Genomic DNA, 15,560 nt, shown 5'->3' on the forward strand with positions numbered 1-15,560 from the left:
CCGGTGGACGGCCCGGTCACCGGAGGGGCTGTGGGCGGCCCGCCACCGCAGCGCCGAGAGGCCTCAGCCGGGGAACGTCGCCGCCGCCACGTCCAGCACGCCCGTGACCTGCGGCACCGCGACCCAGGTGCCCCCCTGGTGCCGCAGCAGGTCGCCGCCCGCCGTAACCACGAACACCGAGCGCTCACCGCGGTCCGCCGCCAGGCCGACGGCGTCGGCGACCGCCGGCAGCGGCGTGCTCATGCCGGAGACGGGGACGAGGTAGGGCGTCCGGCCGGCCTCCTCGTCCGACAGCACGCCGAGCGTGACGTCGTCGACCCACACGAGCGACGTCGTGGGGGTCAGCGAGGCCCCCGCCCGGACACCTGCCCCGATCGTGACCGGAACCGCCTCGTCGTCACGGACCACACCGGCGACGTCGAGCGTCGCGCCGTCGGGACCGGCGGACACGATCGCGACCCGCGTCCCGTCGCGCGACACCCGGACCGCCCGCACGGTCCGTCCCGCGAGCCAGTCGGCCGTGAGCTCCACCGTCGTCCCGTCCGTCCACACCACCGCCAGGTAGCCGGGCACCGAGGCACGGGCGGTCCACACCCAGGAGAACCTGTCCACCGACGGCGGTGCCAGCGCCGGGCCCTCGAGCAGCGTGCGCTGCCCGCTCCCCCCGGAGGGGACCGAGACCAGCGTCGTGGCGTCGGCGAGCGCCACGCGGACGGACTCGTCGGCGGACCGGGCGAGACCCTGCGGGCTCGCGCCGAGCACCGGGCCCACCCCCTGCCGGGGGGTGGGCGTGTCCCCGGCGAGGCTCAGCGTCTGACCGTCGACGAGGATCTCGAGGTCCTCGGGAGCGGCCGCCGGCAGGTCGGCCGCGACCTCCTCCAGCACGGCCCCGGCCGCGCCCGCGCGCACCTGCACCTTGGTCGCGCCCAGCGACCGCAGCGAGTGCTCGAGCTGCGCGAGCAGCAGGCCCCGGTCCGCGTCCTGCACGGCCCGGGCGGGCTCCAGCGTCACCTCCGCGACGCCGTGCTGGAGCAGCACGGCCTCCGGCTTGAGCTCCGCGTCGGGGGGCAGCGCCGTCGTCACGGCATGACGCAGCCACGGCGACGGCCCGGCGAGCAGCGCCCGCACGACGGCCGTCGGCACGTTGCGGTCCCGGAACCACCTGACCTCGGGGACGAGCATGCGATGGTCCGGCGTCAGGAAGTACAGGGTGGTCGGGCGGAACTGCTGGTCGAACCTCCGCGAGTTCACCACGACGACGTCCGGGGCGTGCGCGATGCGCCAGTCGCCGCGCGCGTCCTGCACGAGCTCGTAGCGCAGGGTCTCCAGGGCGTCGGCCGCGGTCTCGAGGTAGCGCCCCTCGGCATCGACCTTGCCGGTCACGCTCAGGGAGACCGTGACCTGGGCGTCGCCCGTCTGCTCGACCTTGCGCGCGCTCGCCACGACCGTGCCCGCGCCCGGGTCCCACTGCGAGCGCTCGTCGGCGGCGAGGAACTGCCGGGTCACGTCGAAGTCGCCCGTCACCTCGGCGTCCGCCGCCAGGAGGAACCCCTCGACGATCCCGGTGGGGTCGGCGTCGGGCTGCGGCCCCTGGGCGAGGACGACCACGCCGTCCTGCTCACGCACCTCGTCGGCGTCGCCACGGGTCACCGTGCCCGTCGTCGGGATCCCGACGCACCCCGCCAGCACCGCGCCGACCAGCAGGACGACCGTGGAGGCGCGCAGCCGCGCACGGCGCGTGGGCCGGGGGCTCACCCGACCCTCCCCGGCTCGGCCGTCGACGTGGCGGGGTGGTCGACGCGCACGTCGGTGCGGACCGGGTCCGTCGGGTTGCTCACGATCGCGATCTCCCCCGTCATCGGTGGCAGCTCGGGCAGCGCCGTGGGGTCCGTGCTGCGCCGGGGTCCCGCCTCGGCAGCCGGCGACACCTCCGGGCCGGGGACCAGGGGCAGCGGTGAGTCCTCGAGCCGGATGCCGGCGCGGCGCGGCAGGGTCAGGCGGAAGCACGCTCCGGCGCCGGGTCGGCCCCAGGCCTCGAGCCAACCGCCGTGCAGGTGCGCGTCCTCCAGGGAGATGGCCAGCCCGAGGCCGGTGCCTCCCGTGGTCCGTGCACGGGCCGGGTCCGCGCGCCAGAACCGGTCGAACACGTGGGAGGCCTCGTCCGACGTCATGCCGACGCCGTGGTCGCGCACCGTGACCGCGACGGCCCTGGCGTCGACGCCGACGCGCACCTCGACGTCCGACCCGTCGGCGTGCTCGATGCCGTTGACCAGCAGGTTGCGCAGGATGCGCTCGACACGACGTGGGTCGACGTCCGCCTCCGCACGCTGGTCCGTCAGGTCGACGTGGAGCCAGGACCCGCGGCGCCCGGCGAGGGGGATCACGTTGTCCACGGCCTGCGCCACGATGTCGCGCACGTCGCGGTGCTCCGCGTCGAGCACGGCCGCGCCCGCGTCGAAGCGGCTGATCTCGAGCAGGTCGGCGAGCAGGTCCTCGAACCGGTCCAGCTGCGTGGCCAGCAGCTCGGCCGACCGCTTGACCGCGGGGTCGAAGTCCTGGCGCGCGCCGTGGATCACCTCACCGGCCATCCGGATCGTGGTCAGCGGCGTGCGCAGCTCGTGCGACACGTCCGACACGAAGCGGCGCTGCAGCGTCGACAGCTCCTCCATGCGGTGGATCTGGTCCTGCATGCTCGCGGCCATCTCGTTGAACGTGCGCGCGAGCGTGGCCATCTCGTCCTCGCCGTGGACGACCATCCGCTCCGACAGGTGACCGTCGGCCAGGCGCTCGGCGACGTGCGCGGCGCGCCGCACCGGGTGGACCGTGCGCCGCGTGACCAGCCAGGTCACGGCGCCGAGCAGCACGACGATGGCGGCCGCGCCGAGCGCCAGCGTCCCGAGCAGGAAGTCGAGGCGGTCCTGCTCCGCCTTCAGGCTGTACAGGAAGAACATCTGGTAGGTGCCGGCCATGGGCACCTCGACGTCCTGCCCCACGACGATCCCGGGCTCGACGCCGCCGCCGGACGTGGGGATGGCCACCGACTGCCACTGCTGGCCGCCGTCGGACACGGCCTGCTTGAGCTCGCGGCTCACGACGCCGACGAGCGAGAGGTCCGACGCGGTCGCGCCCACGCCGATGCCGGTCTGCCGGGGGGCGCGGAGCAGGAACACGTCCCGCTCCCCCGAGCCGCCGTTGCGCTGCGCGGTCGTGACGTCCTCCAGCAGCAGCGCGACCTCGGAGAACGTGTTGGCGGCCGAGGCGTCGAACACGTCCTGCGCCTGCTGCGTGCTGCGCGCGCTCTCGGAGAGCACCTGCTGCCGCCGCGCGTCGAACAGGCCCGCGCTCATGCGGTCGCCCACGTAGGCCCCGATGAGGGCGAGCGCCACGAGCCCGATCGTCAGCGTCGAGGCCAGGACGCGCAGCTGCAGCGACGACCGCCACCGGCGCACGAGCCCGCGCAGCCGTCGGCCGGCCCGCGCCCGCACGAGCCGACCCCGGGCGGTCAGCCGCGGCACGTCGCGCCCCCCTGCGTGCGCGCCCGGTCCTGCGTGGTCACGGCCCGCCGACGCCCGCCTTGTAGCCGACGCCCCGCACGGTCACGACGATCTCCGGACGCTCCGGGTCCGTCTCGATCTTGGAGCGCAGTCGCTGGACGTGGACGTTCACCAGCCGCGTGTCGGCGGCGTGGCGGTACCCCCAGACCTTCTCGAGCAGCACCTCGCGCGTGAAGACCTGCCACGGCTTGCGTGCGAGCGCGACCAGCAGGTCGAACTCGAGCGGGGTCAGGGAGATGAGCCGCCCGGCGCGCTCGACGCGGTGGCCCGGCACGTCGATCGTCAGGTCGCCGATCGACAGGTGCTCGGGGGCGGGCTCGTCGCTGCGGCGCAGGCGCGCGCGGACCCGCGCGACGAGCTCCTTGGGCTTGAACGGCTTGGAGATGTAGTCGTCGGCGCCGGACTCCAGCCCCAGGACGACGTCGACCGTGTCGCTCTTGGCGGTGAGCATGACGATCGGCACGCCCGACTCGGCCCGGATCTGGCGGCAGACCTCGTTGCCGTCCTTGCCGGGCAGCATGAGGTCGAGCAGCACGAGGTCGGGCTGCGTGGCCCGGAAGACGCCGAAGGCCTCGTCCCCGTCCTCGCAGAACACCGGCTCGAACCCCTCGGAGCGCAGCACGATGCCGATCATCTCGGCCAGGGCGGTGTCGTCGTCGACCACCAGGACGCGTCCCTTCATGGGGGTGATCCTCTCACCGACCGGGGCCGTCGCGGGGTCACTCGCGCCGCGCAGGCGGGTGACCGGTGCGTCAGCGGCACTGCGCCACGTGCACCGTGGCACCATGGGGCCCCCCGGCGCGCAGCGGTCGGGACCGCCCAGCCCGCCAGGACACGAGGAGCCGGACGCATGACCTCCCCGCAGGACGACGGCGCCGGCCCCGCCGGGTGGGCGAGCCCGGCCGGCCCCCCGGCGGGTGGCCGTGCCACGCCCCCGCCCCCGCCTGCTGCACCCGGCGCGCCCGGCGGCGCGAGCTCGTGGGGCGAGCCGCCGACGCCGCCGGCGTGGGGCGGGCCCCCGGCACCGACGGGCTGGGGACCGGCCGCGGCACCCCCGGGCACCGGTGCGGCCCCGCCCGTCGCGGGCACGCCGGGATGGCACCTGCCCGTCCTGCAGCCCGGGATCATCCCGCTGCGCCCGCTCGGCCTGGGCGAGATCCTGGACGGCGCGGTCCGCGCCATCCGCGCGAACCCCGCCGTCATGTTCGGGCTGTCGGCCGTCGTCGTGACCGTGGCCGTCGCCCTGCAGACCCTGGTCCAGCTCTACGTCTCCAGCCTCCTGGGCATGGCGCTCGGCGACGCCGCCCTCGAGGAGGGGCTGTCGTCGGCCGACACGGCCGTGATGTCCGAGCTGCTGTCGACCAGCGGGGGCCAGGTGCTGACGCAGCCGCTCCTCGTGCCCGTGACCTCGGTGCTGACCGGCCTGCTCATCGTGTCCGTGAGCCAGTCGGTGCTGGGCCGGCGGGTGGCGCTGCGCGAGGTGTGGCGCACACGCCGGGTGTGGTTCCTCGTCGGGTGGGGTCTGCTGCAGCTCCTCGCGTCCCTGCTCGCCGCCGCCCTGGGGGTCGGTGCGGTCGTCGCCCTCGCCGCAGCGGGGGCCACGGGCGCAGCGGTCGCCACCGCGCTGCTCGGAGGCGTCGCGCTGTTCGCCGCCCTCGTGTGGGTCACGACGCGCACGTTGCTGGTCCCCCCCGCGCTCATGCTCGAGGGCAAGCCCTTCTGGCGCTCCGTCGCGCGCGCGTGGCGCCTGACGCGCGGCAGCTTCTGGCGGCTGCTGGGGATCTACGTGCTCGCCAACCTGCTCGTGCTGGCGCTCATGTACCTCTTCGTCGTGCCGGCGGGCATGGTGGCGGGCCTCGTGTCCCTGTCGTCGGGCTCAGACGACATCACGGTGCTCGTGTCGGCCGTCGCCCAGGTCCTCGGCATGACGCTGTCCACGACGTTCCTCGCGGCCGTCGTCGCGCTGCTCTACGTCGACGTCCGCATCCGTCGCGAGGGGCTCGACCTCGAGCTCGCGCGGGCCGCGGCCGCCGACGCATGACCGGCACGCGACGCACCGGGCGGGCCTGACGTGCGCACCGTCGGCGGCGTCCCCGTCGAGCCCGATGCCGCGACCGCACGCCGCTGGGTCCGCGAGGAGCTGCTCGACCCCGCGTACCACCAGCAGGAGTCGCTGCTGCAGCGCGCCCTGTCCTGGGTCTTCGACCAGCTCGAGGACCTGCCCGCGATCGGGATGTCCGGCACCGCCGGCCTGCTCGTGGTGGTCGGCGTGGTCGTCGTCGTGGTGCTCGTCGCGCTGCGCGTCGCGGGGCCGGTGCGGGCAGGCGCCCGACAGCGCCGCGCGGGAGTGCTGCACGTGGACGACCGGCGCACGGCGGCGCAGCTGCGCGACGCGGCCGACGCCGCGGCACGTGCGGGTGCGTGGTCGTCCGCCGTCGCCGACCGGTTCCGGGCGGTCGTCCGGGACCTCGAGGAGCGGGGGCTGCTCGACGAGCGGCCCGGGCGGACCGCGCACGAGGCCGCGCGGGTCGCCGGGGCTGCGCTGCCCGCGCACGCGGCCGCGCTCGCGCGCGGCGGCGACCTGTTCGACGACGTCGTCTACGGGGACCGGGAGGCGACCCGGGCCGACGACGACGTCCTGCGGGAGCTCGACGCCACGGTCCGCGCCGCACGGCTCGCGAGGGCCGACGCATGACCACCCCGACGACGACCCAGGACCCGTCCGGCGCGCCGACCGCGAGCGCCGAGGTGCTCGGCGACGGGTCGACGGGGCGCAGCCGCGCCGCGCACCGGTGGCGGCGCTCCCGGCCGTGGCTCGCCCTGCTGGGCGTGGTGATCGTCGGCGGCGTGGTCCTCACGCTGCCGGCACCCCCCGCGGGCACCGCGCTCGGCGCACCCGACAACCCGGGTGCGTCGGGCTCCCGGGTCGTCGCGCAGGTGCTCGAGCGCCAGGGGGTCACCATCGAGCACGTCACGACGACGTCCGCCGTGGTCGCGGCCGCGACGGGTGACAGCACGGTCCTCGTCATCGGCGACCAGTGGCTCACCGACGACCAGGTCGACGTCCTGGCAGGGCTCGAGGACGACCTCGTGCTCGTCGACGCCGGCTGGGCGCTGACGTCCATCGCCCCCGACGTCGTCGCGTCGAGCACCACCGCGTCGCGCGGCGCGCGGGCGGCGGACTGCAGCGACCCGGACGCGGTCGCCGCGGGCACGATCACCGCCGCGGGCGGGTACGAGGACCTCGCGCGCACCGCACGGGTGTGCTTCCCGGCGCCCGACGACGCGACGGCCGGCGCGTACCTGACCCTCGACCAGGGAGTCCGCCGGATCACCGCGCTGTCGGACATCGACCCGCTGACGAACGCCTCCGTCGCGAACGACGGCAACGCCGCCCTCGTGCTGCGCATGCTCGGCCGGCACGACCACCTCGTCTGGTACGTCCCGAGCTACGACGACCTCGGCCACGTCGACGAGGGCGGCTCGGGCACGGCGCTGACGGACCTCGTGCCGTGGGTGCGCCCGGTGGCGGGCTGGCTCGTGCTCGTGCTCGCCGTGACGGTCGTGTGGCGCGCCCGCCGGCTCGGTCCGGTCGTCCCCGAACCGCTGCCCGTCGTCGTGCGCTCCGCCGAGGCGACGCGCGGGCGCGGGCGGCTGTACCGGCGCGCCCGCGCCCACGGCCACGCCGGGGCGGCGCTGCGTGCCGGGACCGCCGCGCGCGTCGCGCACCGCCTCGGGCTGCCGCGCTCGGCGGACGCCCCGTCGCTCGTCGACGCGCTCGCCCGGACCACCGGGCGGTCCACCCGTGACCTGGAGGCCCTGCTGTACGGGCCGCCCCCGACCGACGACGCGGGCCTGCTGCGGCTCGCCGACGACCTGCACCACCTGGAGAGCGAGGTACACCGACCGTGACCGACGAGACGCCGCGTCCCGCCACCCCCGACGCACCGGAGGGCCTGTACGCACCCGCGGCCCCGCTCGCTCCGGCCGGTGCACCGCACCCGGCCGTCGACGGGCCCGCGCAGGCCGCTGCCGTCGACCACGCGCCCGACGCCGCGGCCCCCGACCTGCGCGTCGCGCTCGCGGCCGTGCGTACCGAGGTCGCCAAGGCGGTCGTCGGCCAGGACGCCGCGGTGACCGGCCTGATCATCGCGCTGCTGTGCCGCGGCCACGTGCTGCTCGAGGGTGTGCCGGGCGTCGCCAAGACGCTCCTCGTGCGCTCGCTGTCCGGCGCGCTGTCGCTGGGCACCAAGCGCGTGCAGTTCACCCCCGACCTCATGCCCGGCGACGTCACGGGATCGCTCGTGTACGACGCCCGCACCGCGCAGTTCTCCTTCCGCGAGGGCCCGGTGTTCACGAACCTGCTGCTCGCCGACGAGATCAACCGCACGCCCCCCAAGACGCAGGCGTCGCTCCTCGAGGCCATGGAGGAGCGGCAGGTCACGGTGGACGGCGTGGCGCGCCTGCTGCCCGACCCGTTCGTCGTGGTGGCGACGCAGAACCCCGTCGAGTACGAGGGCACCTACCCGCTGCCCGAGGCCCAGCTCGACCGGTTCCTGCTCAAGCTGCTCCTGCCGCTGCCCGAGCGTCTCGAGGAGGTGGAGGTGCTCTCGCGTCACGCCGCGGGCTTCGACCCCCGGGACCTCGCGGCCGCCGGCGTCCGGGCCGTCGCCGGCGCGCAGGACCTGGCGCGCGCCCGCGAGCAGGTGCAGCGCGTGCAGGTCGCTCCCGAGGTGCTCGGCTACGTCGTCGACGTGTGCCGCGCCACCCGCACGTCGCCGTCGCTCAGCCTCGGGGTGTCCCCCCGCGGTGCGACGGCGCTGCTGGCGACCTCGCGCGCGTGGGCCTGGCTGTCCGGCCGGGACTACGTGACCCCCGACGACGTGCAGGCGCTCGCCCACCCGACGCTGCGGCACCGCGTGCAGCTGCGCCCCGAGGCCGAGATCGAGGGCGTCACCGCCGAGTCGGTGCTCGACACCGTGCTCGCGTCCGTGCCCGTCCCCCGCTGAGCCCGTGGCACTGACGTCGCGCGCGGTGCTGGTCGCGCTGGCCGGGCTCGTGCCGGTCGCGCTGCTGCCCGCCCCCCTGACGGTGCTCGTCTGGGCGATCGTCGTCGTCGCGCTGTGCGCGGTCGACGCCGTCCTCGCCGCGTCACCGCGCGAGCTGGCCGTCTCCCGTCGGCTCCCGGCGTCCGTGCGCCTGTCCGGCACCGCCGACGCCGTCCTCACGCTGCGGAACACGGGGCGCCGCACGGCGCGTGCCGTCGTGCGCGACGGCTGGCCGCCGTCCACGCTGCCCGACGGCGACCAGCCGACCGGGGCACGCACGCCACGGCACCGCGTCGACGTCCCGCCCGGCGAGTCACGACGCGTCACGACGACGCTCGTGCCGACAAGGCGCGGGGACGCCGTCGTGGACCGCGTCACGGTGCGCACGCTCGGCCCGCTGGGCGTGGCGGCGCGGCAGGCGTCGCTCCAGGTCCCGGGCCGGCTGCGGGTGCTGCCCGAGTTCGCGTCCCGCCGTCACCTGCCGTCGCGCCTGGCCCGCCTGCGTGAGCTGGACGGCCGGGCGGCGGTCCAGGTCCGCGGCGGCGGCACCGAGTTCGACTCGCTGCGCGAGTACGTCGACGGCGACGACGTCCGCTCGATCGACTGGCGGGCGACGGCCCGGCGGCGGGAGGTCGTCGTCCGCACCTGGCGCCCCGAACGCGACCGGCACGTGCTGCTCGTCCTCGACACCTCGCGCACCAGCGCGGCGCGCGTGCTCGACGGCACCCGCCTCGAGGCGTCGGTGGAGGCGGCACTGCTGCTCGGGGTCCTCGCGGCCCACGCGGGCGACCGCGTCGAGCTGCTGGCGTACGACCGGCGGGTCCGCGCCCGCGCGGCGGACTCCCACTCGTCGCGCGTGCTGCCCGGGCTGGCCGAGGCGCTGGCGGGTGTGCAGCCGGCCCTCGTGGAGGCGGACTGGCCCGGGCTGGTCGGGCAGGTGCGCTCCCGGCTGAGCAGGCGGGCGCTGGTCGTGCTGCTGACGTCGCTGGACCCGGCGTCGGTCGAGCAGGGGCTGCTGGACGTCGTCGGCGGCCTGACCCGCCGCCACCAGGTGGTGCTGGCGTCCGTCGCGGACCCCGAGCTGGAGCAGCTGCGCACCGCGCGACGCACGGTCGACGAGGTGTTCGACGCCGCGGCGGCCGAGCGCACGTCGCTGGAGCGCACCGCGGTCGCCGTGCGGCTGCGCCAGCGGGGTGTCGAGGTCGTGGAGGCGGCCCCCGACGACCTCGCACCCCGGCTCGCCGACACGTACCTGGCCCTCAAGGCGGCCGGCCGGCTGTAGCCGTACCGCCGCGCCACCGGGTCTCGCGCGACGCCGGTGTGGGTGGTCGTCGCTAGGTTCGGGGCATGCTCGACGACCGCGCGCTGAACCGCGCGCTGCTCGCGCGTCAGCACCTGCTCGCGCGCACGGGCGACGACGTGCCCACGGTGGTCGAGCACCTCGTCGGGCTGCAGGCGCAGAACCCGTGGTCGCCGTTCGTGGGTCTGTGGAGTCGCGTCGAGGGCTTCTCGACGCGCGACCTGGACGCCGCCCTCCTCGCACGCACGGTCGTGCGGGTCGCCGCGATGCGCTCGACCGTGCACCTCCTCACGGCCCGGGACGCCCCCGTGCTGACGGCTCTGGCCCGACCGGTGATGACCCGGGAGCTGACCGCGAACCCGCGCAGGCGCGCCGCCTGGGACGTCGTCGACCTGGACCGCCTCGTGGAGCTCGCGGCCGCGTACGTGCGCAGCGAGCCGCGCGTGACCACGGACCTGGGCGCGCGGCTGGCCCAGGAGTGGCCGGCCGCCCACCCGCAGGACCTGTCGGCGTTCGCGCGGGCGCTGCTGCCGCTCGTCCAGGTGACGCCGCGGGGACTGTGGCGCCACCCGGCGGCCACGACGTGGACGACCCTCGACGCGTGGCTGCCCGAGGCCGCGGCCGGAGCGGACCTCCGCGACGACGAGGCGCGCCGGTGCGCGCTCGAGACGGTCGTCCTGCGGTACCTCGCCGCCTTCGGGCCGGCGAGCGTGGCCGACGTCCAGGCGTGGTCGGGCCTGCGAGGGCTGCGGGAGGTCGTCGACGGGCTCCGCGACCGTCTGCTGACGCTCCCGGCCGTCCCCGCGCGGCCCGGTGGCCGGACCCGCGAGCTGCTCGACCTGCCCGACGCACCGCGGCCCGACGCGGACGTACCCGCCCCGGTGCGCCTGCTGCCCGACTACGACAACGTGTGGCTCTCGCACGCCCAGCGCAGCCGGGTCGTCGACGACGCGCACCGCCGGGCGCTGCAGACGCCGAACGGCCGGATGCCCGCGGCCGTGCTCGTCGACGGATCCGTACGCGCCACCTGGGTGCTGGAGCGTGGGCGTGCGGGCGAGCGCGGGACGCGCCGTACGACGGCGACCCTGACGGTGACGCCGCTCGAGCGGCTGTCACCCCGCGAGCGGCGTGACGTGCTGGCGGAGGCCGAGCGCTGCGTGCGGTTCGTCGCCGACGACGCCGACGCGCACGCGGTGCGGTACGCCGGCTGACGCCCGCCCGGTCAGCCGGCGGTCGCGACGGAGTACCCGGCGCGGTCCGCGTCGAGGTCACCCGTGTGACCGGCACGGACAGCGCGCCGGCCGAGGACGAGCACGTACGTCCAGAAGGCGGCCAGCACCACGGCCCCGATGGCGACCTTGACGGGCCACGGCAGCGCCGAGCCGGTCACGAAGCCCTCGACGAGCCCGGACACCGCCAGCACCCCCACCAGGCCGAGCGCCACCGTGAACAGCGCGCGCCCCTCCTGCGCCAGCGCCCGGCCGCGTGTGCGCGGCCCCGGGTCGACCCACGTCCAGAACAGCCGCAGCCCGGCCGCGCCGGCCACGAAGATGGCCGTGAGCTCCATGAGCCCGTGGGGGGCGATGAGCTGCAGGAAGACGTCGAGACGACCGTGCGCCGCCATGAGGCCGCCCGCGGCGCCGACGTTCACGGCGTTGGTCAGCAGCACGTACGCCGGGACGACCCCCGTGATGCCCGTGCCCACGCACAGCGCCGCGATCCAGGCGTTGTTGGTCCAGACCATGGCCGCGAAGCCGGCGCCCGGCGCGTAGTACTCCGCGAACGCGTGGTCGACGTACTCCTGCTGCTCGCTCGGCGTCCCCATGAGCGAGAGGGCGTCGGGCGACGTGGCCACGAAGACGCCCGTCGCGATGCCCACGGCGAGGAAGGCGGCGGTGACGGCGACCGTCCACCACCTGATCCGGTACAGCGCCGCGGGCAGCCGCAGCACGACGAACGAGGTGACGTCGGAGAGCGACGGCGCGTGGGTGCCCGCGAGGCGCGCCCGCGCCCGCGCCAGCACCTGCGACAGGCGCGTCACCGTCTCGGGGTCGGGCGCCGCCGACCGCACCGCGGAGAGGTCGGTCGCGGTCGCCTGGTAGAGCGCCACGAGCTCGTCGGCCTCGGCACCCGTGAGGCGGCGACGACGGCTGAGCACGTCGAGGCGCTGCCACGTCGGGGTGCGCGCGCGGGTGTAGGCGTCGAGGTCCACGGGACCAGCCTGCCATCGCCGACGACCGGCACGTGCCCGGTCCGGCGCGCGCCGCCCGTTAGTCTTCGCAGGTGACAGGATCGACGCCGCGCCCGACGCAGCTGCAGGACGGGGTGGTCATCGGCGAGGGCGTCGTGCTCGACACCCGCCCCGCGACGGTCGCGTCGAGGTTGCTCGCCGCGTTCGTCGACCTCCTCGCGCTCCTCGCGCTCGCCGTCGTGACGTTCGTCGTGCTCGGTGGCCTGGACGTCACCTTCGACGCCCGGACGGCCCGCATCCTGTTCGTCGTCCTCCTCGTGACCGTGACCGTCGTGCTCCCGACGACCGTCGAGACGCTGAGCCGCGGACGCTCCCTGGGCAAGCTGGTGGCGGGCGTCCGGATCGTGCGTGACGACGGCGGGCCCATCACGTTCCGGCAGGCGTTCGTGCGGGCCCTGGCGGGCGTCGGCGAGCTGTGGCTGACGTTCGGCTCCGTGGCCGTGATCTGCTCGATCGTCCACCCGCGCGGCAAGCGCGTCGGTGACGTGCTCGCGGGGACGTACGGCTCGCGGGTCCGCGCGGCGGCACCGGTGCGCACGGCGGCGGTCATGCCGCCGCAGCTCGCCGGCTGGGCCACGCACGCCGACGTCGCGCGGCTCCCGGACGGGCTCGCGCTCGCCGTCCGGCAGTTCCTCGGGCGGGCGACGCTCCTGCACCCCGGCTCGCGCGTCGAGATCGGCCACCGGCTCGCGGCCGAGCTGCGTCCGTTCGTGAGCCCTCCCCCGCCGGACGGCACCCCGCCGGAGGCGTTCCTGTCCGCCGTGCTGGCGGAGCGCGGCCGCCGCGAGTCGCTCATCGAGCTCGAGCGCGTGCGTCGCGAGCAGGCGGAGGCCGTGCTGCTGCGTCGCCTGCCGCACGGCGTGCCGGACCCGGAGCTGTGACGTCCCCCCACGCCGCCGCCCTCGAGGCGGGCCGGACGTCCGTCGACGCCCCCGAGGACGCCGCGCGCGGCTGACGCGTCCTCAGGACGCCGGGCGCGCCTCGTCCACGAGCAGCACCGGGATCCCGTCGAGCACGGGGTACGCCAGCGGGCGGTCGGGGTCGGTCGAGACCAGGACGGGCGCACCGTCGCCGTCGACCGAGTCGACGAGCTCCGCGCCCGTCACGGGGCAGCGCAGCAGCGCGCGCGCCCAGGGCTCGAGGTCCGTCGCGGGGCGGTCCGTGGCCGTCATGGCATCTCCAGGGTCGTGGTCGTTCGGGTCCGGTGCGCGCGTCAGGGGCGCGCGACGCCGTCGGGGCCGAGAGCGGTGCCGTCGCCGTCGACGACGAACCACGCCGTCGCCTCGCAGTCCGGGCACGACGCGAACACCGCCGGTCGGCTGTCGGGCATCGCGAGCCGGACCCGCGTCAGGTCGGTCGCGCCGCACCCGTAGCACGCGGGCGCCGTCGCGGTCTCGTCCGCCAGGGGACGCGTGATGGAGCCCAGCGGCTCGTCCGCCGGCGGACGACGGTCACGCGGGGCGCTCACGCCTGCTCACCGGGCACGGCACCGGGGACGACGCGCAGGTGGCCACGGCGGCGGGACGTGTCGGGCAGCGGCGCGGCGACCGGAGCGAGCGCGGGAGCAGGCTCGGGAGCGCGCCGCCGGCCGGCCTCCCGGACCGCCTCGGCGAGTGCCACGAGGTCGTCGTGGCTCGGTGCGGCTGCCTGCAGGTCCGGCAGCAGCCGGACGACCTCCCACCCCCGCGGTGCGGTCAGGCGGTCGGCGTGCTCGACGCACAGGTCGTACGAGTGGGGCTCCGCCAGCTGGGCGAGCGGACCGAGGACCGCCGTCGAGTCGGCGTAGACGTAGGTGAGCGTCGCGACGGCAGCGTGCGGGCACGCCGTGCGCGAGCACTGCCGGACGGATCTCACGTGCAGACGGTACCCCGCACAGGTCCCGGACCGCCGTCGGCGCGGGCAGCGTGTCGGGGCACGGCGGGCTGGATAAGGTGACGGGGTGAGCCCGTTCGGTCCCCTGCGTCCGTCCGCGTCCGGCGAGGGTGCGCGCCCGTCCGGCCTGCGGCGCCGTGCCGCCGCCGTCGGGACGCCCGCGGCACCCGTCCGCCGCCGTGACCGTCGCGGCCGCGGGCTGCGCGGGACGGTCCTGCCGATGAGCACGCCGGGCTACCGCACGCGCGCCGAGCGGTTCGACGACCTCGTGCTGGACGCCGTCGAGGACCTCGAGCGGCGCTGGGCGCACCAGCTCGACGGCGCCGAGTTCGCGGTCGAGGACGTCCCGCCGTCCAACCCCGCGCCGTGGGAGCACGGCGGCGTTCCCCTCGGTCGGTACTTCCCCGCGGACGCCGGGCTGCCGCACCGCATCGTCGTGTACCGCCGCCCCGTCGAGGCGCGCGCCGCCGACCCGGCGGACCTCGCCGACCTCGTGCGCGACGTCGTCGTCGAGCAGGTCGCGCACCTGCTGGGGCGCGCCCCCGAGGAGGTCGACCCCGGGTACGACGACGGGCACTGAGCCGGGCGCACTAAGGTGACGCACGATGACCACGTCCGCCTCCCCCGAGCCCGTCGGCACGCAGACCCGCGTGCCTGATCCGGCTGCCCCCCTCGTCCGGGTCGTCTGCGTCGTCTACCACCCCGGTGACGAGCTGACCCGCTTCGCCGAGACCCTCGCGACGGCGTCCCGACGCCCCGTCGAGCTGGTCGTCGTCGACAACGGCACCGACCACGCGGTCGCCGAGTCCGTCGTCGCCCGGTCCGGCGCCCGGCTCGTCGTGCCGGGCGCGAACCTCGGCTACGGGGCCGCGGCCAACCGCGGCGCGGCGGGCGCCCGCACGCCGTGGCTGGTCGTCGCCAACTCGGACATCGAGTGGACGCCCGGCTCGCTGGACCGCCTCGTCGCCGCCGGTGAGGAGCAGCCGCACGCCGGCGCGCTCGGGCCGATGCTGCTCAACACCGACGGCACCATGTACCCCTCGGCGCGCGCGCTGCCGTCCCTGCGCCAGGGCGCGGGCCACGCGGTCTTCGCCCGCGTCTGGCCGGGCAACCCGTGGACGCGGCGGTACCACGCCCGCCAGGAGTCCGCCGGCGGCTACCTGCGCGAGGCCGGATGGCTCTCCGGCGCGTGCCTGCTGCTGCGGCGCGAGGCGTTCGAGCAGCTCGGTGGGTTCGACGAGTCGTACTTCATGTTCTTCGAGGACGTCGACCTCGGCGAGCGTCTGGGGCGGGCAGGCTGGGAGAACCTGTACGTGCCCGACGTCCAGGTGACGCACGTCGGCGGCACGTCCTGGCGCGAGCGACCGGCGCCCATGATCCGGGCCCACCACGCGAGCGCCCGGATGTACCTGGAGCGCCGGTACGACCGCTGGTACCACGCGCCCGTGCGGCTCGCCCTGCGTGCGGGCCTGCGGGTCCGCGAGCACCTGCAGCTGCGCAGCCCTGCGGGCTGAGCCGACGCCACGCGGGTGGCG

16 protein-coding genes are annotated in these 15,560 nt (G+C 76.3%); 9 read left to right on the forward strand and 7 right to left on the reverse strand.

The window, feature by feature from the left end:
* Positions 1-63: 63 nt before the first annotated feature.
* Genes NP075_RS12155 through mtrA form a run of 3 tightly spaced genes read right to left on the reverse strand, consistent with a single transcriptional unit; the run spans position 64 to position 4,236 of the window.
* Entirely contained in the window at positions 64-1,755 is a 1,692-nt protein-coding gene (locus NP075_RS12155) for an LpqB family beta-propeller domain-containing protein (RefSeq protein WP_227565428.1), read from the reverse strand.
* Complete coding sequence (gene mtrB / locus NP075_RS12160) at positions 1,752-3,515, reverse strand: MtrAB system histidine kinase MtrB (RefSeq protein WP_227565429.1); 1,764 nt, start codon at positions 3,513-3,515, stop codon at positions 1,752-1,754. The genes NP075_RS12155 and mtrB overlap by 4 nt, the downstream gene beginning before the upstream one ends.
* A 37-nt stretch (positions 3,516-3,552) precedes the next feature.
* The gene (gene mtrA / locus NP075_RS12165; protein ID WP_227565430.1) at positions 3,553-4,236 is read right to left on the reverse strand and encodes an MtrAB system response regulator MtrA; all 684 of its coding nucleotides are present in this window, start codon (positions 4,234-4,236) and stop codon (positions 3,553-3,555) included.
* Positions 4,237-4,404: 168 nt separating this feature from the next.
* Here mtrA and NP075_RS12170 point away from each other — a divergent pair, with 168 nt between their 5' ends.
* The 6 genes from NP075_RS12170 (at position 4,405) to NP075_RS12195 (ending at position 11,113) form a co-directional block, all read left to right on the forward strand.
* Complete coding sequence (locus NP075_RS12170) at positions 4,405-5,595, forward strand: glycerophosphoryl diester phosphodiesterase membrane domain-containing protein (protein ID WP_227565431.1); 1,191 nt, start codon at positions 4,405-4,407, stop codon at positions 5,593-5,595.
* Between the two features lie 30 nt (positions 5,596-5,625).
* Positions 5,626-6,249: a DUF4129 domain-containing protein gene (locus tag NP075_RS12175; protein ID WP_227565432.1), complete on the forward strand. Its 624-nt coding sequence runs from the start codon at positions 5,626-5,628 to the stop codon at positions 6,247-6,249.
* The gene (locus tag NP075_RS12180) at positions 6,246-7,466 is read left to right on the forward strand and encodes a DUF4350 domain-containing protein (RefSeq protein WP_227565433.1); all 1,221 of its coding nucleotides are present in this window, start codon (positions 6,246-6,248) and stop codon (positions 7,464-7,466) included. The genes NP075_RS12175 and NP075_RS12180 overlap by 4 nt, the downstream gene beginning before the upstream one ends.
* Positions 7,463-8,563: an AAA family ATPase gene (locus tag NP075_RS12185; RefSeq protein WP_256791044.1), complete on the forward strand. Its 1,101-nt coding sequence runs from the start codon at positions 7,463-7,465 to the stop codon at positions 8,561-8,563. Before NP075_RS12180 ends, NP075_RS12185 begins: the two co-directional genes overlap by 4 nt.
* 4 nt (positions 8,564-8,567) lie before the next feature.
* Positions 8,568-9,884, forward strand: coding sequence for a DUF58 domain-containing protein (locus NP075_RS12190; protein ID WP_227565434.1), 1,317 nt, complete (start codon positions 8,568-8,570; stop codon positions 9,882-9,884).
* Between the two features lie 65 nt (positions 9,885-9,949).
* Entirely contained in the window at positions 9,950-11,113 is a 1,164-nt protein-coding gene (locus tag NP075_RS12195) for a winged helix DNA-binding domain-containing protein (protein WP_227565435.1), read from the forward strand.
* 11 nt (positions 11,114-11,124) lie between these two features.
* On the opposite strand, the gene NP075_RS12200 is transcribed toward NP075_RS12195, so the two are convergent.
* Complete coding sequence (locus tag NP075_RS12200) at positions 11,125-12,114, reverse strand: stage II sporulation protein M (RefSeq protein WP_227565436.1); 990 nt, start codon at positions 12,112-12,114, stop codon at positions 11,125-11,127.
* A 71-nt stretch (positions 12,115-12,185) separates the two neighbouring features.
* Between NP075_RS12200 and NP075_RS12205 the strand changes: the two genes are divergently transcribed.
* On the forward strand, positions 12,186-13,034 hold the full coding sequence (locus NP075_RS12205) for an RDD family protein (RefSeq protein ID WP_227565437.1): 849 nt from the start codon (positions 12,186-12,188) through the stop codon (positions 13,032-13,034).
* An 81-nt stretch (positions 13,035-13,115) separates the two neighbouring features.
* Here the strand turns inward: NP075_RS12205 and NP075_RS12210 are convergent, their stop codons facing one another.
* Genes NP075_RS12210 through NP075_RS12220 form a run of 3 tightly spaced genes read right to left on the reverse strand, consistent with a single transcriptional unit; the run spans position 13,116 to position 14,007 of the window.
* A complete protein-coding gene (locus tag NP075_RS12210) occupies positions 13,116-13,325 on the reverse strand; it encodes a Trm112 family protein (protein WP_227565438.1) in 210 nt (69 codons plus the stop codon).
* A 41-nt stretch (positions 13,326-13,366) separates the two neighbouring features.
* A complete protein-coding gene (locus NP075_RS12215) occupies positions 13,367-13,621 on the reverse strand; it encodes a hypothetical protein (RefSeq protein WP_227565439.1) in 255 nt (84 codons plus the stop codon).
* On the reverse strand, positions 13,618-14,007 hold the full coding sequence (locus NP075_RS12220) for a DUF3499 domain-containing protein (RefSeq protein ID WP_227565440.1): 390 nt from the start codon (positions 14,005-14,007) through the stop codon (positions 13,618-13,620). The genes NP075_RS12215 and NP075_RS12220 overlap by 4 nt, the downstream gene beginning before the upstream one ends.
* A gap of 85 nt (positions 14,008-14,092) precedes the next feature.
* Between NP075_RS12220 and NP075_RS12225 the strand changes: the two genes are divergently transcribed.
* The gene (locus NP075_RS12225; RefSeq protein ID WP_372456734.1) at positions 14,093-14,605 is read left to right on the forward strand and encodes a metallopeptidase family protein; all 513 of its coding nucleotides are present in this window, start codon (positions 14,093-14,095) and stop codon (positions 14,603-14,605) included.
* 25 nt (positions 14,606-14,630) lie between these two features.
* Positions 14,631-15,539, forward strand: a complete 909-nt coding sequence (locus tag NP075_RS12230; protein WP_227565441.1) for a glycosyltransferase family 2 protein — start codon at positions 14,631-14,633, stop codon at positions 15,537-15,539.
* The last annotated feature ends 21 nt before the right edge of the window (positions 15,540-15,560 follow it).

The sequence above is a fragment of the Cellulomonas wangsupingiae genome (assembly GCF_024508275.1).
Lineage (GTDB): Bacteria > Actinomycetota > Actinomycetes > Actinomycetales > Cellulomonadaceae > Cellulomonas > Cellulomonas wangsupingiae.